The organism is Salinisphaera sp. RV14 (assembly GCF_052044135.1).
Lineage (GTDB): Bacteria > Pseudomonadota > Gammaproteobacteria > Nevskiales > Salinisphaeraceae > Salinisphaera.
In genome coordinates this window covers 1-24,918 of record NZ_JBQDYF010000018.1, presented here as the reverse complement: position 1 = coordinate 24,918, position 24,918 = coordinate 1, and the positions used below count along the sequence as shown (strand labels likewise).

At 64.5% G+C, this 24,918-nt stretch carries 22 protein-coding genes and 1 tRNA gene; 15 read left to right on the top strand and 8 right to left on the bottom strand.

Annotated features, from left to right (window positions below):
• Positions 1-14 precede the first annotated feature (14 nt).
• The 12 genes from mrdA (at position 15) to ACS8Y6_RS14885 (ending at position 10,484) form a co-directional block, all read left to right on the top strand.
• The gene (gene mrdA, locus ACS8Y6_RS14940) at positions 15-1,925 is read left to right on the top strand and encodes a penicillin-binding protein 2 (protein WP_440855898.1); all 1,911 of its coding nucleotides are present in this window, start codon (positions 15-17) and stop codon (positions 1,923-1,925) included.
• Positions 1,922-3,040 (top strand): rod shape-determining protein RodA, encoded by a 1,119-nt coding sequence (gene rodA, locus ACS8Y6_RS14935; RefSeq protein WP_440855897.1) that lies wholly within the window; start codon positions 1,922-1,924, stop codon positions 3,038-3,040. Before mrdA ends, rodA begins: the two co-directional genes overlap by 4 nt.
• The gene (gene mltB / locus ACS8Y6_RS14930) at positions 3,037-4,074 is read left to right on the top strand and encodes a lytic murein transglycosylase B (RefSeq protein WP_440855896.1); all 1,038 of its coding nucleotides are present in this window, start codon (positions 3,037-3,039) and stop codon (positions 4,072-4,074) included. Before rodA ends, mltB begins: the two co-directional genes overlap by 4 nt.
• Positions 4,071-5,054, top strand: coding sequence for a septal ring lytic transglycosylase RlpA family protein (locus ACS8Y6_RS14925; protein ID WP_440855895.1), 984 nt, complete (start codon positions 4,071-4,073; stop codon positions 5,052-5,054). The genes mltB and ACS8Y6_RS14925 overlap by 4 nt, the downstream gene beginning before the upstream one ends.
• Before the next feature lie 48 nt (positions 5,055-5,102).
• Positions 5,103-6,278 (top strand): D-alanyl-D-alanine carboxypeptidase family protein, encoded by a 1,176-nt coding sequence (locus ACS8Y6_RS14920; protein WP_440855894.1) that lies wholly within the window; start codon positions 5,103-5,105, stop codon positions 6,276-6,278.
• Positions 6,279-6,349: 71 nt separating this feature from the next.
• Positions 6,350-6,622: a YbeD family protein gene (locus tag ACS8Y6_RS14915; RefSeq protein ID WP_440849169.1), complete on the top strand. Its 273-nt coding sequence runs from the start codon at positions 6,350-6,352 to the stop codon at positions 6,620-6,622.
• On the top strand, positions 6,619-7,314 hold the full coding sequence (lipB, locus tag ACS8Y6_RS14910; RefSeq protein ID WP_440855893.1) for a lipoyl(octanoyl) transferase LipB: 696 nt from the start codon (positions 6,619-6,621) through the stop codon (positions 7,312-7,314). The genes ACS8Y6_RS14915 and lipB overlap by 4 nt, the downstream gene beginning before the upstream one ends.
• On the top strand, positions 7,311-8,144 hold the full coding sequence (locus tag ACS8Y6_RS14905; protein WP_440855892.1) for an ABC transporter ATP-binding protein: 834 nt from the start codon (positions 7,311-7,313) through the stop codon (positions 8,142-8,144). Before lipB ends, ACS8Y6_RS14905 begins: the two co-directional genes overlap by 4 nt.
• A gap of 8 nt (positions 8,145-8,152) precedes the next feature.
• Positions 8,153-8,923: a lipid asymmetry maintenance ABC transporter permease subunit MlaE gene (mlaE, locus tag ACS8Y6_RS14900; protein ID WP_440855923.1), complete on the top strand. Its 771-nt coding sequence runs from the start codon at positions 8,153-8,155 to the stop codon at positions 8,921-8,923.
• A gap of 16 nt (positions 8,924-8,939) precedes the next feature.
• Entirely contained in the window at positions 8,940-9,434 is a 495-nt protein-coding gene (gene mlaD / locus ACS8Y6_RS14895; protein WP_109992141.1) for an outer membrane lipid asymmetry maintenance protein MlaD, read from the top strand.
• Between the two features lie 132 nt (positions 9,435-9,566).
• On the top strand, positions 9,567-10,181 hold the full coding sequence (locus ACS8Y6_RS14890; protein ID WP_440855891.1) for an MlaC/ttg2D family ABC transporter substrate-binding protein: 615 nt from the start codon (positions 9,567-9,569) through the stop codon (positions 10,179-10,181).
• Between the two features lie 9 nt (positions 10,182-10,190).
• Positions 10,191-10,484, top strand: coding sequence for an STAS domain-containing protein (locus ACS8Y6_RS14885; RefSeq protein ID WP_440855890.1), 294 nt, complete (start codon positions 10,191-10,193; stop codon positions 10,482-10,484).
• 70 nt (positions 10,485-10,554) lie between these two features.
• Here the strand turns inward: ACS8Y6_RS14885 and ACS8Y6_RS14880 are convergent, their stop codons facing one another.
• The 6 genes from ACS8Y6_RS14880 to ACS8Y6_RS14855 form a co-directional block, all read right to left on the bottom strand.
• Complete coding sequence (locus ACS8Y6_RS14880) at positions 10,555-12,546, bottom strand: acetoacetate--CoA ligase (RefSeq protein ID WP_440855889.1); 1,992 nt, start codon at positions 12,544-12,546, stop codon at positions 10,555-10,557.
• A gap of 90 nt (positions 12,547-12,636) precedes the next feature.
• Complete coding sequence (locus ACS8Y6_RS14875) at positions 12,637-13,179, bottom strand: YbhB/YbcL family Raf kinase inhibitor-like protein (protein ID WP_440855888.1); 543 nt, start codon at positions 13,177-13,179, stop codon at positions 12,637-12,639.
• Positions 13,180-13,295: 116 nt separating this feature from the next.
• A complete protein-coding gene (gene purL, locus ACS8Y6_RS14870; protein WP_440855887.1) occupies positions 13,296-17,195 on the bottom strand; it encodes a phosphoribosylformylglycinamidine synthase in 3,900 nt (1,299 codons plus the stop codon).
• Positions 17,171-17,938, bottom strand: coding sequence for an MBL fold metallo-hydrolase (locus ACS8Y6_RS14865; protein WP_440855886.1), 768 nt, complete (start codon positions 17,936-17,938; stop codon positions 17,171-17,173). The genes purL and ACS8Y6_RS14865 overlap by 25 nt, the downstream gene beginning before the upstream one ends.
• Positions 17,939-17,949: 11 nt before the next feature.
• The gene (locus tag ACS8Y6_RS14860; protein WP_440855885.1) at positions 17,950-18,318 is read right to left on the bottom strand and encodes a DUF1820 family protein; all 369 of its coding nucleotides are present in this window, start codon (positions 18,316-18,318) and stop codon (positions 17,950-17,952) included.
• Positions 18,319-18,350: 32 nt separating this feature from the next.
• Positions 18,351-18,442: transfer RNA gene (locus tag ACS8Y6_RS14855), tRNA-Ser, on the bottom strand.
• A gap of 109 nt (positions 18,443-18,551) precedes the next feature.
• Here ACS8Y6_RS14855 and mltF point away from each other — a divergent pair.
• Positions 18,552-20,087 carry a membrane-bound lytic murein transglycosylase MltF gene (gene mltF / locus ACS8Y6_RS14850; protein ID WP_440855884.1) on the top strand — a complete coding sequence of 512 codons (1,536 nt, stop codon included), beginning with the start codon at positions 18,552-18,554 and terminating at the stop codon, positions 20,085-20,087.
• An 82-nt stretch (positions 20,088-20,169) separates the two neighbouring features.
• Complete coding sequence (locus ACS8Y6_RS14845; protein ID WP_440855883.1) at positions 20,170-20,373, top strand: hypothetical protein; 204 nt, start codon at positions 20,170-20,172, stop codon at positions 20,371-20,373.
• A gap of 1,319 nt (positions 20,374-21,692) precedes the next feature.
• Here ACS8Y6_RS14845 and ACS8Y6_RS14840 read toward each other — a convergent pair.
• A complete protein-coding gene (locus ACS8Y6_RS14840; protein WP_440855882.1) occupies positions 21,693-22,322 on the bottom strand; it encodes a phosphoadenosine phosphosulfate reductase domain-containing protein in 630 nt (209 codons plus the stop codon).
• Positions 22,323-22,538: 216 nt separating this feature from the next.
• Between ACS8Y6_RS14840 and ettA the strand changes: the two genes are divergently transcribed.
• Complete coding sequence (ettA, locus tag ACS8Y6_RS14835; RefSeq protein ID WP_440855881.1) at positions 22,539-24,200, top strand: energy-dependent translational throttle protein EttA; 1,662 nt, start codon at positions 22,539-22,541, stop codon at positions 24,198-24,200.
• Positions 24,201-24,379: 179 nt separating this feature from the next.
• Here ettA and ACS8Y6_RS14830 read toward each other — a convergent pair whose 3' ends face one another.
• The gene (locus tag ACS8Y6_RS14830) at positions 24,380-24,760 is read right to left on the bottom strand and encodes a tautomerase family protein (RefSeq protein WP_440855880.1); all 381 of its coding nucleotides are present in this window, start codon (positions 24,758-24,760) and stop codon (positions 24,380-24,382) included.
• Between the last annotated feature and the right edge of the window lie 158 nt (positions 24,761-24,918).

Here is a 24,918-nt window from a genome sequence, read left to right as displayed (position 1 = left end):
GATTACGAGCGGATATGGCCGCGGACGACGCAATCAAAAACCACGCGGCCGAGCGACGCCTGTTTCTCATTCGCACGGTGGCGGCCAGCCTGCTGCTGCTGACCTTGATCGGCATGCTGATCGCGCGTGTCGTGTACCTGCAGGTGTATAAACACGGCTACTACGAGACGCGCTCGCAGGACAATCGCATGCGCGTGGAGGCGGTGCCGCCGGTACGCGGGCTGATCTACGACCGTCACGGCAACCTGCTGGCCAACAACGAACCGGCGTACCGGCTGGAAATCGTGCCCGAACAAGTCAGCGACAGCGTGAAATCGACCATTGCAAGGCTGTCGAAGATCGTCGACATCAGCAAGGCCGACAAGCAGCGCTTTTATTCGCGCGAGAAGCAGACACCGTCGTTTCGTGGCACGCCGATACGGCTGAGCCTGAATCAGGCCGAGGTCGCCCGCTTCGAAGTCAACCGCGACCGTTTTCCGGGCGTGGATATTCGCGCCGGGCTGACGCGCAACTACCCGCTCGGCAAGTACGCCTCGCACCTGGTCGGCTATGTCGGCGGCATCACCGCCTCCGATCTCGTCGGCCGGAACAAAAAGCGCTATCGCGGCTCATCGCATATCGGCAAGGCCGGCGTGGAATTGTCGTACGAGTCGCGGCTGCACGGCTATCCGGGCTCGCGCGTGGTCGAGACCAACGCCGCCGGGCGCGCCCTGCGCCAGCTCGACATGCACCCGGCCACCGCCGGCGATAGCCTCGTGCTCACGGTCGATTCGGCGCTGCAGAAGATCGCCTACAACGCCCTGGGCGACCAGGACGGCGCGGTGGTCGCGCTCAACCCGGACACCGGCGGCGTACTCGCCATGGTCAGCAAGCCGGGATACAACCCCGACCTGTTCGTCAACGGCATCAGCCACGCCAACTACACGCGGCTGCTCCACAGTCCGCACAAGCCGCTGTACAACCGCGCATTGCAGGGCCAGTACCCGCCGGGGTCGACGATCAAGCCGTTCATGGCCATTGCCGCACTGGAAACCGGGGTGATCGATCCGAACAAGAAAGTGTGGTGTCCCGGCTACATTACCCTGCCCGGTTCGAAGCATCGGTATCGCGATTGGAAACGCTCCGGCCAGGGCTGGATCAATCTGACCCAGGCGATCGAGCGCAGTTCCGACGTCTATTTCTACAAACTGGGCATGAAACTCGGCATTGACAATATCCATCGCTACGGTTCGATGTTCGGTTTCGGCCAGAAGACCGGTATCGATCTGCCGCGGGAGAATGCCGGCATCATGCCCTCGCGCGCATGGAAGCACGCCAACCGGCACCTGCCCTGGTACCCGGGCCAGACGCTGATCACCGTGATCGGCCAGGGCTACATGACCGCCACGCCGCTGCAGCTGGCTCAGGCGGTGAGCGAGATCGCCAAACGCGGGCACGCCTACAAGCCGCACGTGCTCAAGGCCTGGAAAGATCCGCAGACCCATACCACCACCGACTACAAGCCGAAGGCGCTGCCGCCGATCGAACTCAAGGACAAGCGCCACTGGAACATCGTCATCAACGCCATGAAGGGCGTGATCGACAATCCGCACGGCACCGCCCATTACTACGTCGGCCAGCATCTGAAGTACCCGATCGCGGGCAAGTCGGGCAGTGCCCAGGTGGCGGATCTGCCGCAGAATGAAGTGGCACCGGATCTCGACAGCGTTCCGCGTCGTCTGCGCGAACACGCGTTGTTCATCGCCTTTGCGCCGATCCAGCATCCCAAGATCGCGGTCGCGGTGGTGGTCGAGCACGGTGGCGGCGGCTCCAGCGTGGCCGGCCCGATCGCCCGGCGCGTGATCGACAGTTACCTGGACAGCCTGCCGAACAGCAAGACACTGCAAGCCAACCAGCCGGGCCACAAGACAGGCACCGACTCATGAGCACGACCACCCGTGAACGTCCGGCGACGCTATCGGAATGGCTGGCCCACTGGCACATCGATGTACAGCTGTTCGCCGCGCTGCTCTGCTGCGCCCTGCTCGGGCTGTTCGTGCTGTACAGCGCCTCGGGCCGCTCGGCCAACGTCGTGATCGATCAAGCGATACGCCTGGGCATCGGCCTGTCCGCCATGATCGCCCTGGCCCAGGTCCCGCCGCACTGGTATCGCGCCGCGGCACCCTGGGTTTATGTACTCGGACTGGTGCTGCTGGTCGCGACCCTGGTGCTCGGCGATGCGGCCATGGGCGCCAGGCGCTGGCTCGATCTCGGCGTTGTGCGTTTCCAGCCATCCGAGATCTCGAAGCTGGTGGTGCCGCTGACCATCGCCGCATACTTCCATTATCGCAGTCTGCCGCCCAGGCTTAGCGACATCGCGAAGGCCGGTCTCATCATCGCCATGCCGGTGGCACTCGTGGTGCGACAACCGGATCTGGGCACCGCGCTGCTGATCGTGGCCGGCGGCGGCTTCGCGCTGTTCTTCGCCGGACTGCGCTGGCGCATCATCATCCTGTTGCTGGTACTCGCCGCGGCCGCCGCCCCGCTGGTGTGGTTCAACCTCCACGACTACCAGCAACAACGGATACTCACCTTCCTCAACCCGGCGCGCGATCCGCTCGGGGCGGGTTATCACATCACCCAATCCAAGATCGCCATCGGCTCGGGCGGCGTATTCGGCAAGGGCTGGCTCAACGGCAGCCAGGCTCATCTGAATTTCCTGCCGGAATCGGATACCGACTTCGTGTTCGCCGTCTATGCCGAAGAGACCGGCCTGTTCGGCGTGCTCGGCCTGATGGCGATCTATGGCTTCATCGTCGCCCGCGGGCTGTTCATCGCAGTCAAGAGCCAGGATACGTTCCAGCGCCTGACCGCGGCCAGCCTGTCGCTGACCTTCTTCTTCTATGCGTTCGTGAACATGGGCATGGTCGCCGGGCTGCTACCCGTGGTCGGCGTTCCATTACCACTGATTTCCTTCGGCGGCACGTCGATGGTCATGCTGCTGGCCTCGTTCGGCATCGTGATGTCGATCCACACCCACCGGAAGTTGCTCGCAACATGACGACTCTCAACCTCGGACCGGCGCTGAGCGCCGCCTTGGCGCTGACCTTCACCCTTGCTCTGACCGTCGGGCCCGCGGCGCATGCGGATACGCCCAAAGGCGATTACGCCGACTCGGCAGCCGGTCACAAACTGATCGAGCGCTTGAAGCGAGAGAAGAACATCCCGAAAGCGACCACACGCAAACTGCTGGCCGAGGCGAAATACAAACCCGGGATCATCGCCAAGATGCGCAAGCCGGCGGAGAAGACGCTGACCTGGGCCAATTACCGCCCGATCTTCGTCCAGCCCAAGCGCGCCCGCCAGGGGGCAGCCTATATCAACGCGCACCGCAAGCTGTTCGAAAAAGCGCAGGCAAAGTACGGCGTGCCCGCCTATATGATCGCGGCCATCCTGGGTGTGGAAACACGCTACGGCCGCTACATCGGCAAGGATCGCGTACTCGATGCGCTGTCCACGCTGGCCTTCGACTATCCCGAGCGCTCAACCTTCTTCACCAAGGAACTGGGTGAATTCATCGCCCTCTGCGTCAAGAATAAACTCGACTGCACCCACGATGTCGGCTCCTACGCCGGCGCCATGGGGCTCGCCCAGTTCATGCCGTCGAGCTATGCCGCCTACGCGGTCGATGGCAACGGCGACGGCCGGCGCGATCTCTGGCACGAACCGGCCGACATCATCGACTCGGTCGCCAATTACCTGGCCCAGAACGGCTGGCAGCGGGGCGAGTCAATCGCCCAGCCCGCAACGCTGGCAAAACCCAAAGCCATCCACGATATCCATACCAGTACCCGCCAGCCGCGCTACCGCTGGGCCGAACTCAAGACCAAGGGCGTCAAGGTGGCGAATGCCCCGCCCCCGGATGCCCGCGTCGGCCTGCTCCGGTTCACCGGGCCCCACGGCCCCGAATACTGGCTGGCCCGGCATAATTTCTTCGTGATCACCACCTACAACAGCAGTCCGCTGTATGCGATGGCGGTTTACCAGTTGGACCGGGAGATCGAGGCATTCACGCATCCGGCGGTGGGCTCGTGAAGCCCGCGCCACGCCGGCTCGGCCGCCTGCTCGTTGCCGGCGGCATACTCGCGCTCGCCGGCTGTGCCAGCGGGCCGGCACACAAGCCGCAAAAATCGCACGGCGGGGGCTACTACCAGAACGACGGCCCGCCGTCCGACACGCACATCGACTGGTCCAAGGTGCACGATGCGGTGCCCCGCAACGTACCGCCGTCCAAGCACGGCAACCCAACCAGTTATACCGCCCTCGGCAAGCGTTACTACGTACTCAAAAGCGCCAAGGGCTTTACCCAGACCGGGCGCGCGAGCTGGTACGGCCGCCAGTTCAACGGCCAGCAGACGTCCTCGGGCCAGCCGTACAACATGTTCGCCATGACCGCAGCCCACAAGCGCCTGCCGATCCCGACCTGGGTTCGGGTGACCAATCTGGACAACCACAAGCAGGTGGTGGTGAAGATCAACGACCGCGGCCCCTTCCACAAAGGCCGGATCATCGATCTGTCCTATGTCGCCGCGCGCCGCCTGGGCATCGTCGGCGAAGGCAGCGCGCCGGTGCGTATCCATACCGTGACTCCGGCGACCATCGACCAGCCCGATACCGACAACGGCTCGTCGGACAGCGCGCAGCCGTCGCCTCCGCTGCGCCGGGCCGAAAACCCGCCCGCGGATGGCAAGCCTGCGCACCATGCCGGCCCGTCGCGCGTCGCGGATCACACCTCCGACAGCCCCGCCTCGTCGGGCGCACCGGCGCGCTCGTCGAATCCTGCCGCCAAGGCCGCGCCACTGCAGATCGGTGCCTTCTCGAGCGCCGCTCACGCAAGCCGGGCGAAGGCCCGGGCCCGCGCCGCCGGGGTCGGGCCGGTGGCGGTGATCCCACCCTCGTCCAGGATGAAGCTGTATCGTGTCCGGGTGGGGCCGTTCAGTTCGCTGGCCGCCCAGGCGCGGGCGAAACAGCAACTGGCCGATGCGGGATTGCCCGTGCGCGAGATCAAACGTTAGCCGCGTCCGCGACGAGACGCTAAACTTTCCTGTCATCCAATGCCTTACATGTCCGCCAAGAGTTCGAGCCTGATGCACCACGCCCAACGCCTGTTCTTGTTTGTCGCGGTCCTGCTGGTCAGTGTCGCCGCGTCGGCGGCCGACAACAGCCTGCCGATTCCGAGCGCGCCCTCCCTGGGGGCGAAAAGCTACATCCTGGTGGACTACAACTCCGGGCAGGTGCTGGCGGCCAAGAACCCGGACATGCACATCAAGCCGGCCAGCATCACCAAACTCATGACCTGCTACATCACCTTCGACGAGATAAAGCACGGCAATCTCTCGACCAAGGACAAGGTCACGGTCAGCAAGAAGGCCTGGGAGATGCACGGCTCGCAGATGTTTCTCAAAATCAACGAAAAAGTCACGGTCAACCAGCTGCTCGACGGCCTGATCACTGACTCCGGTAACGATGCCGCGGTCCAACTGGCCCAATACATCGCCGGCAGCACATCGACCTTCGTCAACTACATGAACCAGTACGCCAAGCACCTGGGCATGACGAACAGTCATTTTTCCGATGTCGAGGGGCTGCCGATCGCCGACCATTACATGAGCGCGCGCGACATCGCGACGCTTTATGCCGCCATCGTTCGCAAATTCCCCAAGCTCTACCAAAGGTATTTCAACATCAAGAGCTTTACCTACGGTGGCATCAAGCAGTACAACCGCAACACGCTGCTGTGGTCCGATCCCCGGGTCGACGGTGGCAAGACAGGCCATACCGAAAAGGCCGGCTATAACCTGGCCGCCTCAGGGGTCAGCAACGGCCAGCGCCTGATCTGCGTGGTCACCGGCACCGACTCGGCCCGGGCCCGCGCCAATCAGTGCGAGGCGTTGCTCAACTACGGCTTTCGTTTCTACAACGACACCAAACTGTTCGATAACGGCAAGGAAATTTCCCAGATCCGGGTCTGGAAAGGCGCGCAAAGCGAACTCCCCGTGGTGGCCCACGGCCCGGTCTCCGTCGCCTACCCCCGCGGCCAGCGCGACGCGCTGTCGACCAGCGCCAAGCTGCCGGGAAACCTCACAGCCCCGGTCAAGAAGGGCGAACGCCTGGGCACGCTGTCGATCAAGTACAACGGCAAGACGCTCAAGGAAGAGCCGCTGTATGCCGGCAAGTCCATCGCGAAGGGCGGCTACGTCACGCAATTCATCGACGATATTCTTATGATGTTCCAGTAGATTGCGCGCCGGCGGCTCGCTTTGTCGCGGGCCGCTGGACGCCGACACCGGCCCGGGAGCACAGTACCGCCATGCCCGAATCCAACGATGAAACCCTGCTCGAATTCCCCTGTGAGTTCGCGATCAAGGCGTTCGGTCGTCACGGCACCGCCTTCGAGCAGACCGTCTACACCCTGGTCAAGGCGCATGCACCGGAGCTGACCACCGACGATCTGCGCAGCCGTGAGTCCAGCGGCGGGCGTTACATCGCGGTGACCGCGTCGATCAATGCCAAGAGCAAGGCGCAGCTCGACGCCATCTACAAGGACCTGACCGACCACGATCAGGTGCTGATGTCGCTGTGAGCACGCCCCCGATCGCCGTCCGCCGTTTCGGCTGGCGGCCACAACCCTACCGCCCGGTCTGGCAGGCCATGCAGCGCTTCACCGCCGAGCGGGGCCCGGCCGATGCGGACGCCCTGTGGCTGCTCAATCACGAGCCGGTCTTCACCCAGGGCCGAAACGGCCGCGCCGAGCATATCCTCGCGCCGGGCGATATCGAGGTCGTGCCCATCGATCGGGGCGGCCAGGTCACCTATCACGGACCGGGCCAGCTCATGGCCTATGTCATGCTCGATCTTAAAAGACTCGGCATCGGCATCCGCAGCATGGTCAGCGCGCTGGAAAACGCCATGGTGGCCACGCTGGCCGGGTACGACATCGATGCCCATGCCCGGCGCGACGCGCCCGGCGTCTATGTCGGCGACGCCAAGATCGGATCGGTCGGGCTGCGCGTGTCACGCTCGAACAGCTATCACGGCCTGGCGCTGAACGTGAACATGGACCTCGAGCCCTTCTCGCGCATCGATCCCTGTGGCTATCACGGCCTCGTCATGACCCAGATCGCCGACCTTGGTGGTCCCTCGGACCTGGACCGGGTCGCCGCGGACCTCAGCGCTCATCTTTGCACCGAACTCGGGTTGATCGCCGCCGACGCGCCGGACATCACCGGCGATCTGATAGGCTGGCGCGCACCCGAGGCCGAATCTCGCCCATGACCGATTCAATTGCGACGAAAAACACGGCCGACAACCTGGTCGAGGTGCGCGATCTGCATTTCCGGCTCGGCTCCCGCGTCATCTACAAGGGGGTCGATATCGATATCGCGCGCGGCCGGATCACCGCCATCATGGGGCCGTCCGGCACCGGCAAGACGACGCTGCTGCGCCTGATCAGCGGTCAGTGGCGCGCCGACTCGGGCCGTGTGCGTTTCGATGGCCAGTCCATCGCCGGTATGTCGCAGAAGACCCTGTTCGAACAACGAAAGCGCATGGGCATGCTGTTCCAGTCCGGCGCCCTGCTCACGGATTTGTCGGTGTTCGACAACGTGGCGTTTCCGCTCCGGGAACACTCGAAACTCCCGGAACGCCTGATCCGCGACATCGTACTGATGAAACTCGAAGCGGTCGGCCTGCGCGGCGCCCGCGATCTCGCGCCGGCCCAGTTGTCGGGCGGCATGGCGCGGCGCGTGGCGCTCGCCCGGGCGATCGCGCTCGATCCCGAAATGATCATGTACGACGAGCCGTTCGCCGGACAGGATCCGATCTCGATGGGCGTACTGCTGCGCCTGATCCGGCGGCTTAACGATATTCTGGGCCTGACCGCCATCGTGGTCAGCCACGACGTCAAGGAAACGCTCGGCATCGCCGATTACGTCTATGTCATCTCCGATGGCGAAGTGGTGGATCACGGCGACCCGGCGCATATCCGGCATTCCGATTCGGCCTGGGTGCAGCAGTTCATCACGGCGTCGCCGGACGGGCCGGTGCCCTTCCATTATGCCGACACACCCTACGGCGAAGATCTACTCGGCGGAGATCGGGCGTGAACCGAATCATGCGGATTCTGAACCCCCTGTTCGGCTGGCTGGCGGATCTGGGCCGCAGCGCCCTGTTCCTGGGCCGCGTGCTCGCCGCCATCCCGTCGCTTGCCGCCAAACCGCGGCTGGTGGTCGAACAGATCTATTCGGTCGGCGTATTATCGCTGCTGATCGTCGTGGTGGCCGGCATCTTCGTGGGCATGGTACTGGCGCTGTCGGGCTATCGCGCCCTGGCCGATTTCGGCGCCGAGAACGCGCTGGGCACGTCGGTCGCGCTGGTCGTGGTTCGCGAGCTCGGCCCGGTCGTGACCGGCCTGCTGTTCGCGGGCCGCGCCGGCAGTGCGCTGGCGGCCGAAATCGGCTTGATGAAGGCCACGGACCAGCTCTCCGGCATGGAAATGATGGCGGTCGACCCGGTGCGCCGTATCATCGCGCCCCGCTTCCTGGCGGGCGTCATCGCCATGCCACTGCTCACCACGATCTTCTGTGTTATGGCGATCGGTGCCGGCGGCGGCTATTTCGTCGGCGTGGACATGCTCGGCGTGGATGCCGGAGCCTACTGGAACGGCATCCAGTCGAGCGTCGAATTCAACCGCGACATCCTCAACGTATTCATCAAGAGCGGCGTGTTCGGCGCCATCATCACCTGGGTCGCCGTGTTCCAGGGCTATCATGCACCGCCGACCTCGGAAGGGGTATCGCGCGCGACGACCAATACGGTGGTCATCGCCTCGCTGGCCATTCTGGCCGCCAATCTCATGCTGACCGCCGTGATGTTCAGCGGTTAGTTGAAGGAAAGACGCTATGCAATCAAGAGCCGTCGAGTTTCTGGTCGGATTATTCGTCTGCCTCGGGATCGCCGCCATCTTCATCCTGACCATGCGGGTGAGCGATCTGGCGCACACCGGGAATGTCCAGGGCTATACCGTCACCGCCGCGTTCAACAACATCGGCGGCCTGAAGGTGGGCGCGCCGGTCGACCTGGCCGGGGTTCGCATCGGCCGCGTAACCGACATCAAACTGAACCAGACCACTTACCGTGCGGTCGCCACCATGCGGATCCAGGATCAGTACAAAATTCCCAAGGATTCCGACGCCTCGATTCTGACCTCCGGCCTGCTCGGCGATCAGTACATCGGCGTCGGCCCCGGCGGTTCGACCCAGAACATGAAAAACGGCGACAAGTTCATCATCACCCAGTCCGCGATCGTGCTGGAGAACCTGATCGGCCAGTTTATGACCCGGATGTCGAACGACCAATCCTCCGGTGGCGGCGGGGGTGGCGGCTCGGGCAACTGACCCCGCTGCGTGTCGCGTCGTATCATACGGCACACAGGGTGTGTTCGAATCATGCATTACCTTCAGGACCGATTCAGGGCGACCGTACAAACTCCCTGAAATTCGACGATCTCTAAGCCAAGGTCTTTCATTATGCGTTGGACTCGCGTTTTCATCCCCTTCATCACGGTAGCGCTCATGGCGCCGGCTCTGGCCAGTGCCGCGCCGACACCGCCGCAACAGCTCGCGAAGCAGACCGTGCAGAAGGTCCTCAACGACCTCGACGGCCACCGCGCCGAACTGCGCAAAAACCCGCAGAAACTGTATGCCCTGATCAATCGCGATCTGGTGCCGTTGATCGACCTGCCTTATATGTCGCAGCTGGTGCTCGGCCGCTACTGGCGCCAGGCGTCGCCGGCCCAGCGTCAACACTTCCAGAAAGCCTTCAAGAACATGCTGATCCGCACCTATGGCAGCGCCCTGCTCGGCTTAAACAACAACGTGAAGATCGACTACATGCCGGTGCGCGCGGCCAAGGATGCCAAGGACGTCACCTTCAACGCCGTGATCCATTCGCGCAACGGCCAGGACACGCGCGTCAGCCTGAAACTGCACAAAGTCGACGGCCACTGGAAGGTCTATGACGGCAGCATCGGCAATCTATCGTTCGTGACCAATTACCGCGGCCAGTTCAATTCGGCAATTCGCCGCGAGGGGCTCGATCATTTCATCGAGCAGCTGGAAAAACGCTACAGCGGCAACGCCTAGGACGCCCCGGTGAGCCCTGCCGGCAACGCCGATGTTCACACCGTGCGGGTCGACGGTGAACTCGATGTCGACAACGTGCCCGCCCGCCTGCGCAAGTCGGCGGCATGGTTCAATCCCGGGCGCGAGACGGTGGTCGACCTGGGCGGCGTGACCCGGGCCGATAGTGCCGGCGTCGCCCTGCTACTGGAATGGACCCGCGAGGCGGACAAGGCCGGGGCCACGCTGCATTTCGCCAATGCGCCGGCGCAGATGCGCGCGATCATCGACTTCTGCGCGCTCAACGACGTGATTCCCATGCGTTGAGCGCGCGGCGCAGACCGCGCGCCTGCCCCCCCCCGGCGCCGGGCCGACTTCGCGCCGGCCCGGTCACGCGTTACGACCGGCGCAGCGCGGGATGCTCGGCGATCGCCGCCAACGACTCGGGGTTGGCGATGGCGCTGGACTGCTCGACCTCACGCCCGTTGAGCAGCCGCGCGACCGCCACTTCCACCTTCTTGCCGCTGCGTGTGTACGGCAGTGCCTCGACGCCGACGATCACTTTCGGCACGTGCCGCGGGCTGGCCTGTTCGCGCAGGCGACGCCGGATCGCGTCACGCAGCGCATCGTCTACCGCGTAGCCCGCGGCCGGCACCACCAGCATGACGATGCGGTCGTCTTCTCCGGTCGATTGGGCGGCGACCAGGCAGTCCGCGATCTCCGGCATCGGCTCGATCTGACGATAAATCTCCGCCGTGCCGATACGCACGCCGCCCACGTTGAGCGTGGCATCGCTGCGTCCGTGGATCACCGCCCCGCCCGAGGTGCTGCTGAAGGAAATGAAATCGCCGTGCGCCCACACGCCGGGAAACCGCTCGAAATACGCCGCGCGATAGCGCGCACCATCCGGGTCGCTCCAGAACGCGACCGGCATGGACGGAATCGGCTGGGTGCAGACCAGCTCGCCGCATTCATCGAGCACCGCGTCACCGGCTTCGTTGAACGCCGCGGCGGCCACCCCCAGCAGCCGGCACTGGATTTCGCCGCGGCGCACGGGCAGCGTCGGGCAGCAACCGACGAAGCAGGACACGATATCGGTGCCGCCGGAGATCGAGCCCAGCAATACCTCGGCCTTGACCTGCTCGTAGACCCAATCGTAATCGGCATCCAGCAGCGGCGAGCCGGTCGAGAAGATCACCCGCAGCGCGGCGAGATCATGGGCCGTTCCGGGCGTAAGCCCGGCATTGCGGCAGGCACCGATCCACTTGGCGCTGGTACCGAAATGCGTCACGCCACGCGCGGCGGCCATCGCCCAGAGCGCGTCGAGATCGGGATAAGCCGGGTTGCCGTCGTAGGTGATCAGCTCGGCCCCGGCAAACAGGCCGGAGACGTGCCAGTTCCACATCATCCAGCCACAGGTGGTGAAGTAGAAAAACACATCGTCGCGCTTGAGATCGCCGTGCAGCACCTGTTCCTTGACGTGCTGGATCAACGCCCCGCCGGCCCCGTGTACGATGCACTTGGGCACGCCGGTCGTGCCCGAGGAAAACAGGATATAGACCGGTCGATCGAACGCCCCGCGCTCGAAGCTCGGCGGTGTGCCGTCGTGGTCGGCCAGGGCAACGGACCACGGCGTCATCCCGCGGTCGTCGGGCAACGGCTGCGCCGCGCCCGTATTGTCCGTGACCACGACATGCTCGAGCGACGGAATCCGCTCACGCAACGCCGCGATGCGGTCGAGTCGATCGAATGACTTGCCGCCATACCGGTAGCCATCGACGGTGACGAGCACGCGCGGCTCGATCTGAGCGAAGCGATCGACGATGCCGGACACGCCGAAATCCGGCGACGCCGACGACCAGATCGCCCCCAGGCTGGCACAGGCCAGCAGCGCCACGATCGGCTCGTGCGTATGAGCCACCACGCCCGCGACGCGGTCACCGGCTTGTACGCCCACCGAACGCAGAAATGCCTCGAAGGCGCCGACCTGACGATACAGCTCACCGTAGGTCAGTGTTATCGGCTCGCGCGCCTCGGATAGCGCGGTGACGGCCCGGCGGCCGGCATCGCCCTCGATAGCCTCACGCAGCAGATTCTCGGCGAAATTGAAACGCGCCCCGGTGAACCAACGCGCGCCGGGCATCTCCAGCGTATCGAGCACCGCGCCGGCGCCGCGATCGCCGATGAAACCGAAATAATCCCAGAGACTGGACCAGAACGAATCCGGCTCATCGATCGACCACCGGTGCAGCGCCGCATAATCGTCAACGGCAAACTCACGTCCGCCCTCGCGCCGGGCCAGCCAGCGCAGGTAATCGGCCAGGCGACTGCCCTCGATCGCTTCGCGCGACGGCTGGTAAACAATCGGGTGTTCAGGATCAACGCTCATGCAGGCACTCACAAAATCGAATATGCGGAAACAATACACCGGCACCCGGGGCAGCCGGACAATCGCCCTGCGACGGGGCGGCTCGGCGCGCTATTTCCGCTGATAGGTTCCCACCAGTTGCGCATGCGCGATCACATGGCCCTTCATCGCCTTCATCACCGCGGCGCGATCCGTCAGGTGCGACGGCAGCCGCTCATCCAGCGCGAAGAGCTGGAAATGATAATGATGCACGCCGTCGCCCGGCGGCGGGCACATACCATGGTAATCCGCGTGATGGGTGCTGTTGTCAGCTGTAGCCGCCGGGCCCGGTAGCGGCTGGTCGCTGGCGCCCGGCGCCAGTACCACGACATCCGTCGCCAGGTTGTACAACACCCAGTGCGTGAACAGCCCACCGGGCGCATCCGGGTCGTCCACGATCAAGGCCAGGCTTTTCGCGCGCGCGGGCACACCAGAAAAGGTCAGTGGCGGCGAGGTGTTGCCGCCGCTGCAACTGAAACGCTCGGGGATGGGCTGGCCGTTGTCGAAGGCCGGGGATTGGATCGCCAGCGCCGCCTCGGCCTGAGCGCTGCCGATCAACGCGAGCACCGTCACGATAATCCATCCCAGCCGATAGCCCATCGATTGTCCGCCCATTGCCGCGGTCCGCCATTTGGATTGGGCACTCAGATTATCAAGGACCCGGCATCGGCGTCCCACGCCGACGTCAGCCCGGCCCGCGCGATCAGCGTTCATGCCGCCCGCGGCCGGGGTCAGCCGACGAATCGCCGCGCGTTGGCGAACAGCCGCGCCCAGGGGCTGGCCTCGCCCCAGGAATCCGGTGCCCACGATAGATTGACCGTACGCGTGACGCGCTCCGGGTGCGGCATGCAGATGAATACGCGCCCGTCGGCATTGGACAGGCCGGTCACCCCCTGCGGCGACCCGTTCGGGTTGGCCGGATAGGATTCGGCCGCACCGCCGGCGTTCGCGGTATAGCGCATGCCGATCTGTCCGGCCGCGCCCAGACGCTCGATATCCTCGGCCCGGGCGAAACGGGCATAGCCCTCGCCGTGCGCGACCGCGATCGGCATCCGCGAGCCGGCCATGCCGTCCAGCAGTATCGCGTTCGATTCCAGGATTTCCACCGCGCTGGTACGGGCTTCGAACTGGCGCGACGCATTGGCCACGAATTCCGGCCAGCCCTCGGTGCCCGGGATGAGTTCCGACAGGGCCGACAGCATCTGGCAGCCGTTGCATACGCCCAGCGCGAACGTGTCGTCGCGCGCGAAGAAATCGGCGAACGCCTTGCGCGCGTTGCGATTGAACAGGATCGACTTGGCCCAGCCCTGGCCCGCACCCAGCACGTCGCCGTAGGAAAACCCGCCACAGGCCGCCACGCCCTGCATGTCGGTGAACCGGACCTTGCCGGAGACCACTTCCGACATGTGCACGTCGATGGCGTCGAAACCGGCGCGCGTGAAGGCGAACGCCATCTCGTTATGGCCATTGACGCCCTGCTCGCGCAGGATCGCGACCTTCGGCCGCTCGGTGTTGACGTACGGCGCGGCCACATCCACCGCCGGATCGAAGACCGGTTCGGCCGGCAGGCCCGGGTCGCTGGTATCCAGCAGCGCATCGTACTCGGCGTCGGCGCAGGCCGGATCGTCGCGCAGCGCGGCCATGGCATGACTGGTCGCGGCCCAAATACGCTGGGCCGCCAGGCGTGCAACCGACAACACCTCGGCCCCGCCGTGGCGCGCCACGATGCGATCGGTCGTGTTGACGCCACCGATATCGGTGGCCGCCACGCCGGCATCGCGCAGCGTTGCGAGCGCGGTCTCGACATCGGCCGCCGCGACCTGGATCACCGCGCCCAGTTCCTCGGCGAACAACGCCGCCAGCGGATCACCATCGAGCTCATCCAGCGTCACATCCACGCCCAGCCGCGCGGCAAAGCACATCTCGGCCAGGCACGCGGCCAGGCCACCGTCGCTGCGATCGTGATAGGCCAGAATCCGGCCATCCGCGGCCAGGGCCTGCACCGCCGCGAAGAAACCGCCCAGCGTGGCCGGCGCATCGAGATCGGGCGCCCGGTTGCCCAGCGCGCCGTAGACCTGGGCCACGGCCGATCCGCCCAGACGATTACGGCCGGCGCCCAGATCCGCCAGAATCAGGCGGCTTTCGGTCGCTTCCGGCGGCACCAGCTGCGGTGTCAGCGTAGCGCGCGCCGATACCGTCGGCGCAAACGCCGAAACCACCAGCGACACCGGCGCACTCATCGTGCGCGCGCCGGCCGCGCCCGCCCAGCTCGCCCGCATCGACAATGAGTCCTTGCCGACCGGGATCGCCAGCCCGAGCGTGCTGCAGAGTTGTTCGCCCACGGCACGCACGGTGTCGTACAGCCGTGCGTCCTCCGCCGGATCGCCGCAGGCGGCCATCCAGTTCGCGGACAGCCGCACGTCGGCCAGCCGGTCGATGCGCGCCGCCGCCAGATTGGTGATGGCCTCGCCGACCGCCATACGGCCGGACGCCGGCGCATCGATCAGCGCGACCGGGCTGCGCTCGCCCATGGCCATCGCCTCCCCGGTATCGCCGGTGAAGGCGGTCGTGGTCACCGCCACGTCGGCCACCGGCACCTGCCACGGTCCCACCATCTGATCGCGCGCGGTCATGCCGCCGACGCTGCGATCGCCGATGGTGATCAAAAACGACTTGCTGGCGACCGTCGGCAGCCCGAGCACGCGCTCGAAGGCGTCGGCGATATCGATGCCGTCGCGATCCCAGGCCGGCAGCTCGCTCTTAGCGTGCGCGGCCTCGCGCTGCATGCGCGGCGTCCGGCCCAGCAGCACGTCCATCGGCATGTCGACCGGGCGTGCGGTCTCGGCGGTGGCGGCTTCGCCGTCCTCGACCACCAGGTTCGGCTCGGCGGTCGCCCGGCCCACCACGGCATAGGGGCAACGCTCGCGCTCGGCGAGGGCCTCGAACACATCCAGCGCATCCGCCGGAATCGCCACGACATAGCGCTCCTGCGATTCGTTGCACCAGATTTCCATCGGCGACAGACTCGGATCGGCCGACTGGATGTCCCGCAGGCGGATCGAGCCGCCCCGACCATCGGCATCGATGATCTCGGGCAGCGCGTTGGACAAACCGCCCGCCCCCACGTCATGAATCGAGGCGATGGGGTTGCTCTCGCCCAGTGCAATGCAGCCCTCGATCACTTCCTGGGCGCGCCGCTGCATTTCCGGGTTGGCCCGCTGGACCGAGGCGAAATCGAGCTCGGCGGACGCCGAGCCGCTGGCCATGGACGAGGCCGCGCCCCCACCCAGGCCGATCAGCATGGCCGGGCCGCCCAACACGATCAGGCAGGCCTCGACCGGCACTTCGTGCTTTTCGACGTGACCCGGGCGCACATTGCCCATGCCGCCGGCGATCATGATCGGCTTGGCGAAACCGCGCAGGCCCGTGGCCGCCGATTCATACTGGAAGGTCCGGAAATAGCCGCCCAGCGCCGGCCGGCCGAACTCGTTGTTGTAGCGCGCCGCCCCGATCGGGCCTTCGAGCATGATATCCAGCGCACTGGCCAGATGCGCCGGCGCATCGGCATCGGTTTCCCAGGGCTGCAGCGCGCCGGGGATGCGCAGATCGGCGACCGAGAAACCGGCCAACCCGGCCTTGGGCTTGCCGCCGCGGCCGGTGGCGGCCTCGTCGCGGATCTCGCCGCCGGCGCCGGTGGCCGCGCCCGGCGCCGGGGCGATCGCAGTCGGGTGGTTGTGCGTTTCCACTTTCATCAACAGATGCACGTCTTCGTCGACCAGGCGATAGACGCGATCACGATCCACCGTCATCCGGCTCGCGGCCGGGCCGGCGACCACCGCGGCATTGTCGCGATAGGCCGATAGCACGCCCTCGGGCGCGGCCCGGTACGAACTGCGGATCATGTCGAACAGCGAGGCCGCCCGCGGCTCGCCATCGAGGGTGAATTCGGCGTTGAAAATCTTGTGGCGACAGTGCTCGGAATTGATCTGGCCGAACATCATGAGCTCGACATCGGTCGGATCGCGGTCGAGCGCCGCATACTGCTCGGCGAGATATTCCAGCTCCTCGTCGGCCAGCGCCAGCCCCCAGTCGCGGTTGGCCGTGCGCAGGGCTTCCATACCCTTGCGGGCGAGGGGAACACGCCGCAGCCGGCGCCGCTCCGGTACGGTGAACAATGTGTTCAGCAGTGCCCAATCGTCGACGATCGATTCGGTCATCGGATCGTGCAGTGTCCCGGAAGCAGCCAGCGCCGCCGCGCTCGGCGCGTTGTCGCCGAAACGATAGACCAGCGCGCGCTCAAGCCGGACCAGCGTCTTCACGCCGCTGTTGCGGGCGATGTCCTGGGCCTTGGTCGACCAGGCCGAGACCGTACCCAGGCGCGGCACGACAACCACGCCCTGCGCCCGCGGCGCATCGCCGTCGACCGCCAGCAGACGATGCAAGCGCTCTTGCGTGGCATCGTCCGGCTCGGCGGAAAACGCAGCGATATAGATTGCCTGCACGGCGATCCTGTCGACCCCAAGCCCGGCCCGGGCCAGGCCGGCCACCAGACGCTCACGCTCGAAATCGGCCAGCGCGGTCTCGCCGGCATAGATTTCGACCGTCGTTATCGATTCACCAGACTTCGCCACGACAGACCCTCGTTTTGGTTGGCGACATGCACCCAGTCCGACGTGCAGGCCAGCGCTTGTGCCAGCGCGGCCCGGGCCAGTTCCGGGCGATTGTTGGATTCGGACAGATGCGCGACCACGACATGCTGCAGCGCCCGGGTATCGATATCCGCTACCAGTGCGGCGGCGTCGGCGTTGCTCAGGTGGCCGAGCCGGCCGGCCACGCGGGCCTTGAGGCTGGCCGGATACGGCCCGCCCGCCAGCATGTCGGGATCATGATTGGATTCGATGATGAGTGCGTCGCAGGCATCGACCATGGCCCGGACATGCGGCGTCACGTGGCCGATATCCGACAACACGCCCAGCCGCTGCGCGCCGTTGCCGATGACAAGCTGCGCGGGTTCGCGCGCGTCATGCGGCACCGGATACGGGAATAATTCGAGATCGCCGATGGCGAAGGGTTCGTGCGGGGAATACAACTCGGTGGCCGCGAGCTCGCTGCCGAGCGTCGCCGCGTGTGTGCCCGGCGTAAGCCAGACCGGCAGGTCATGCGCACGCGAGAAGCGCGATACGCCCTTCCAGTGGTCGTCGTGTTCGTGGGTAATCACGAGGGCATCGATATCGGCGGGCACGAGTGCCAGCCGTGCCAGGCGTTTCTCGGTCTCGCGGGCGGAAAAACCGCAATCGACCAGAAGCCGCGTGGCGCCCTGCTCGACCACCAGCGCGTTGCCCTTGCTGCCGCTGCCCAACAGGGCGAAGCGCATGGCCGTCATGCTCAGGAGTGGCTGCCGGAGCCGTGGCCCCCCGAGCCGGGCCCCTGTCGGGTGTAGACCGGAAACGGACGCACCTTGGATTCGCCATCGGCCGGCGTGATCTTCGCCGTACCGCGCCGCTCGACCTCGTCGATGCGGATGATCACGTGCATGGGGATGTAACTGCGCTTGACCTCGGCGAACTCGTCGGCGAGCTTCTCCTCGGCCGGGTCGATCACGAGCGTGGTGCGCTCGCCGAAGACCAGTTCCTCGATCTCGACGAAACCGAACAGGCCACCCTGGGCGACCGAGCGCGCATAGACTTCGTAGACTTCGCCCTGATTGTAGAACGCCACGCGATACAACCTGCGATGGGAATCGGCGTTGGCCATGGGGCGATTCGATCGATGATCGGGTAGAGAAATGGCGGAGAGGGTGGGATTCGAACCCACGTGGGGCGGTTAGCCCCCAACCGATTTCGAGTCGGTGCCGTTATGACCGCTTCGGTACCTCTCCGTTGCTTGTCCGCAGCTGCAGATCGCGACTGACCCCGGCTGCGAAGTCGCGTATCTTAAACGATACGGATCGCTTTCCCAACACTTGATTCGATAATTCTTACATAAACGTGCCCGATACAATCCGCGGGCCGGGTGCCGGTTCGCGGCGCAGGGCCTCGACACTATTTCCAGGACGCCGCTTCGGCCCGCTGTTCGCGCTGATCGTATTGATCGGGGCCGGCGCGTTGTTGACCACCTGCGTCCATCGTCCCGATGCCCTGACCCAGGTCCAGCGCAGCGGCGTGTTGCGCGTGGCCACGATCAATTCAGCCCGCACTTATTATCTCGGCCCGCACGGCCCCAAGGGTTTCGAATACGATCTGGCGCGCGGCTTCGCCCAATCACTGGGCGTAAAGCTCCAGATGATCATCGTGCCGGATCGCGCCGCCATCATCCAGGCGGTGAACAGCGGTCGGGCACAGATCGGTGCGGGGCTGGCGATCAGCCCCGGCCGCGATGCCCGCGTGCGCTTCACCCCGCCCTATCTCAGCACCCCGCTGGACGCGGTCTATCGCCAGCACGCGAGCAAGCCCACCAAGCTCGCCGACCTGTCGGGACGGCTCGTGCTGCCGGATAACACCGCGCTGGCGGCCTGGCTGCGCCGGCGCCATCCCGACCTGCAATTTACCGTCGACCGGACCGCGAACACCGAGGAACTCATGGCCCGGATCGCCCATGGCGATATCGATGCCACCGTGGCCAACGCCGACCTGGTGGCCATGAACCAGCGCTATTACCCGAAGTTACGCGTTGGGTTCACATTGAAAGGCGTGCGCCAGCAGATGGCCTGGGCGTTCGCCGGCACCGCGCTTGGCCACCGGCGGGAGGGGCTCTACAACAAGGCGATCGCCTACCTCGTACAGGCGCGATCCAAGGGCCGAATCAAGATCCTGCACAACCGCTACTTCGGTCATGCCGCGCGCCTGGGATTCGTCGGCGGCGCCGAGTTCGCGCGCCAGGTCAAAAAACGGCTGCCGCGCTGGAAGCACTATTTCAAGAAAGCCGGCCGGGAATACGGCGTGGACTGGCGGCTGCTGGCGGCCATCGGATATCAGGAATCGCGCTGGAACGCGAAGGCCGCCAGCCCGACCCACGTTCGCGGCATCATGATGCTGACCCGGAATACCGCGCAGCGCATGAACGTCGACAACCGCAGTAACCCGCAGCAATCGATCGACGGCGGTACCCGTTATCTGCTGCAACTGCGCAAACGCCTGCCCAAGGCCGTAAAGCCGCCGGATCGCACCTGGTTTGCGCTGGCCGCCTATAACCTCGGGCTCGGTCATGTGCTCGACGCCCGGCACCTGCTCAAGCGGGCCGGGCGCAATCCGAACGCCTGGGTGAATCTGCGCGATGCGCTGGGCTGGCTGTCGGAAAAGCGCTATCTCCAGCACACCCGCTACGGTTATGCCCAGGGCAAGGAGGCCGTCGCCTACGTCAGCGACATTCGCGCCTACTACGACATCCTGAGGTGGATGACCAGCGACAAAAAGCGTCAGCACAAACCGGCGGCACTGGATGAACAACCCTCGGCCAGCGGCGCGGACCAGGGCGACGACAAGAACACGCCGCCGGATATCAGCATCACGTCACCCGCTTTCTGATAACGGTTTCTGGCGCTTGAAAGCTTCGTCCGGCAAGGCGCGGAGGACCGCATCGTGACTGCCAGGCCCCGGACGCGGCTCCTTGAAGAAAACGATCCGCAGATTCACGCAGATCGACGCAGATGCGGTTCTGCTTTCGCGGCATGGCGGATTCGAGGCGCGAACAGACGCCAAGTCAACAAACCCGGCGCAGAACAACGGGCAGGCGGTCATTCGCGCCACGATCGAACCAAGGCCTCCAACGACCAACCGCCATCTGCGTGTATCGGCGTCGATCTGCGGATAAATGCCTTAAGGAACGAAGAGACAGGTCACCCGGCGCCCGAAACCAGGTCGGTCGCCAACCCAGTCCGCCAATGAACGCGGAGTACGCCAATGGCGGACTGGCATTTCGACCTGACGGATGAGCGGCGCCGTTGTGCTTTTCGGACTTCGCTCAGCGAAGAAAACTGTCCGCAGATCAACGCCGATTCACGCAGATGCGGTTGTACTTTCGCGGCATAGCAGATTCGAGGCGCGAACGAGCGACAGAGTCGGACAGGACGCCTCACTCGAAGGCTCTCTTTGCGAACGAAGCGTCGACGGCGATTCGCGCCACGATCGAATGATCACCCCTAACGACTAACCGCCATCTGCGTAAATCTGTGTCGATCTGCGGACAAATGCCTTAAGGAACGGAGCGAAAGGTCAAGCGGCGCCCCGAAGCTACGAATGTCACAAAATCCGGTCCGCAAATGAAGGCGAAGTACGCCAATGGCGGACTGGCATTTCGACCGGACGGATGAGCGGCGCCGTTGTGCTTTTCGGGCTTCGTTCAGCGAAGAAAACTGTCCGCAGATCAACGCCGATTCACGCAGATGCGGTTGTACTTTCGCGGCATAGCAGATTCGAGGCGCGAACCGACGACGGCGTCGGCCAGTACGCCGAACTCGAAGGCCATCCTTGGGAACAAAGCGCAGGCAGCCGTTCGCGCCCAGATCGAGCTAGCGTCCCTAACGACTAACCGCCATCTGCGTGAATCTGCGTCGATCTGCGGATAGATGCTTTAAGGAACGAAGTGACAGGTCACGCGGCGCCCCGAAGCCATGGATGTCGCAAAATCCGGTCCGCAAATGAAGGCGAAGTACGCCAATGGCGGACTGGCATTTCGACCGGACGGATGAGCGGCGCCGTTGTGCTTTTCGGGCTTCGTTCAGCGAAGAAAACTGTCCGCAGATCAACGCAGATACACGCAGATGCGGCTCTGCTCTCGCGGCGTAGCGGGCTCGAGGCGCTAACCGGAGACGGAGTCGACCGGAACGCCGAACTCGAAGGCTCCTTGGGAACGAAGAGTCAAAGGCGATTCGCGGCACGATCAGACCTGGCACGTCCAACAATTAACCGCCATCCGCGTTAATTCGCGTTAATTCGCGTTAATTCGCGTTAATCTGCGTCGATCTGCGGACAAATGCCTTAAAGGAACGGAGAAAGAAGTCCTGCGGCGCCCCGAAACCACGGGTATCGCGAGTCCAGTACGCCACGCCCCGGGCGCCGGGAGCTCAATGCGCGTCGGACAAAAAAAGCGCATGCGGTCCATGCGCTCTATGCGTGCGAGACTGGGCCGGATCAGGCCGAGAAACGGTTATGCAGACCGCATTCGCGGTTGCCCAGCACCTTGGTCGGATCGTAATAATTGTTTTCGTTCGGCAGACCGTGCTCGATCAGGTAGCGCTCCATATCGATCTCGGTCCATTCCAGCACCGGGGCGACCTTGACCACGCCACCGGGCTTGTCCTGCGACACGGTCTCCATGCCCTGGCGGAACGCGGTCTGGTCACGACGCACTGCGGTCAACCAGACATCCGGGCTCATTTCGCGCATGGCGCGGCCGAACGGCTCGAGCTTCACCTGACGGGTGAATTCCTCGTGCTGCGGGTCATCCACATCGGGAATACCCATGATGGCGTCACGCCGCGCCGCCGACATCAGCGGATTGAATACGTGGATGTTCAGGCCGAGCTCTGCGATCAGCTTCTCGGCGAACAGATAGGTCTTGCGCGTGGCGTAGCCGGAATCGATCCACACAACATCCATGTCCGGCTGGGCGCGCACGGCCATGTGCAGGATCACGGCCTCGTAGGGGCCGAAGTTGGTGGTCACGATCGTGCGACCGTCGAGCTCGGCGGCCCAGTTCACGATCTCCTGCGGGTGCCGGCCGGCGAGTTCGGCGTTGGCTTGGGCGGTATCGATGTCCATAAGACAAAACCTCACTTGGAGAAGAGCGAGCCGATCACTCGGTCTCGAATGGCTTGGCGCCGATTTTAAGATCTATTCGGTTATTTTGAAGGGCCTTTTCAATATCGTTTAGTTATATTCTTAGCATCGCGCCCGCGTGCATGCGCCGCCCCGTGTATCGGGCTGCAAACTTGGCTACACTTGGGGGTCTACTTCTATCGAGTGCACGCGCTTCCTATGGCCCAGTACATCTACACCATGAACGGCGTGGGCAAGGTCGTCCCGCCGAAAAAGCACATCCTGCGCGACATTTCGCTGTCGTTCTTCCCCGGCGCCAAGATCGGCGTGCTGGGCTACAACGGCGCGGGCAAGTCGACGCTGCTGCGCATCATGGCCGGGGTCGACAAGGAATACGAAGGCGAAGCCCGCCCCATGCCCGGTATCCATATCGGCTATCTGCCGCAGGAGCCGGAGCTGGATTCGGCCAAGGACGTGCGCGGCAACGTCATGGAAGGCCTCGGCGACATCGCGGGAAAACTCAAGCGCTTCAACGAAATCAGCGAAGCCTTCGCGGACCCGGATGCCGACTTCGAAGCCCTGTTGGCCGAACAGGCCGAGCTGCAGGAAGCGATCGACGCCGCCGACGGCTGGGAGATCAACAACACGCTGGATCGCGCCGGCGAAGCCCTCAACCTGCCGCCCTGGGATGCGCACGTCGACAATCTCTCCGGCGGCGAGCGCCGGCGCGTGGCGCTGTGCCGCCTGCTGTTGTCCAAGCCCGACATGCTGCTGCTCGACGAGCCGACCAACCATCTGGACGCCGAATCGGTGGCCTGGCTGGAACGCTTTTTGAAGGACTTCGACGGCACCGTGGTGGCGGTGACCCATGATCGCTACTTCCTGGATAATGTCGCCGGCTGGATCCTCGAACTCGACCGCGGCCACGGCATCCCCTGGCAGGGCAACTATTCCTCCTGGCTGGAGCAGAAGGAAAAACGGCTTGAGCAGGAACAAAAATCCGAGGACGCGCACCAGAAGGCGATCAAGTCGGAGCTGGAATGGGTACGCAGCAACGCCAAGGGCCGACAGTCCAAGTCCAAGGCCCGCCTGCGCCAGTTCGAGGAACTGCAATCGCGCGAATACCAGAAGCGCAGCGAGACCAACGAGATCTACATCCCGCCGGGCCCACGCCTGGGCGATCTCGTGTTCGAGATGAACGACGTCACCAAGTCGTACGGTGATCGCACGCTGTATGAAAACGTCTCGCTCAAGGTGCCCCAGGGCGCCATCGTGGGCATCGTCGGCCCCAACGGCGCCGGCAAGACCACCCTGTTCCGCATGCTCAACGGCGAAGAGGAACCGGATTCCGGCGAGATCCGCGTCGGCGACACGGTCGATCTGGCCTATGTCACCCAGTCGCGCGAGGAACTGAACTCGGACAAGACCGTCTGGCAGGAAGTCTCCAACGAACAGGACATCCTGACCATCGGCAACTACGAGATCCCGTCCCGGGCCTACATCGGCCGCTTCAACTTCAAGGGCTCCGATCAGCAGAAACGCGTGTCCGAGCTCTCGGGCGGCGAGCGCAACCGGCTGCAGCTGGCCAAGCTGCTGCAGAAAGGCGGCAACACCCTGCTGCTCGACGAGCCGACCAACGATCTGGACGTCGAGACCCTGCGCGCGCTGGAAGAAGCGCTGCTGGAATTCCCGGGCGCGGTGCTGGTCATCTCCCATGACCGCTGGTTCCTGGACCGCATCGCCACCCACATCCTGGCGTTCGAGGAAGACGACGTGGTGTTCCTGGAAGGCAACTATCAGGACTACGAAGCCGATCGCAAGCGTCGACTCGGCAGCGCCTCCGAAGGCTCGGCCAAGGCCAAGCACCGCAAGCTCGCCTGATCGCCGTCAGAATCCCGCAACGCCATCAAGCCCCGGCCGATCGACCGGGGCTTTTCCTGGCCTCGCCGCACCAGGACCAGGGCCTCGCCATTCACAGCCGCCCGCCGCGCGGGCGCATAAATGCCCCATTCGCGGCGGCGCCGTGTGGCTCGATGGTATCTCGCCACGAACCCGCCGCCTCAAGCATACTGCGCGAGGCCGTACCCGAGAGACCAGTTTTCTCGAGGTACCTCGATCAAATTGATGAAGACGTCTTCCGGTCTAACACCGGGATTTTCCCCGAGTAATTCCGTAATGCGTCTGTACAACCTCTTCTTCTGATCCAGGGGCCGTGTGTTGTTTGCAATCACCTGGATCACCACAAGCGCACCGCTCCTGCTGACGCCGAGATAATCCCCGCTGTAATGAAAGTTCTCGGCCTCGTGCTCGTGGACCAGTGTGAACTTATCGTCCGCCGGCACGTCGAAGGTGGCCGACAGTGCATCGTTCACGCTGTCGCAGATCGCCTGACGATAAGCTCTGGTCGTGCCTGCACACAGAGAAATACGTGACAACGGCATCGTTGTTACCTGCTCGGTTGATTGATGTCACCACCGATGCTAATTGCCGCCCGGTCATATGGATATGATATCCATTAGTATTTCAATGACATAGGTAAGTACTTAAGGCCAGCAGCCAGGCTGGCCATTGCAACCCGCTGATTTTGAAGTCCCATCCA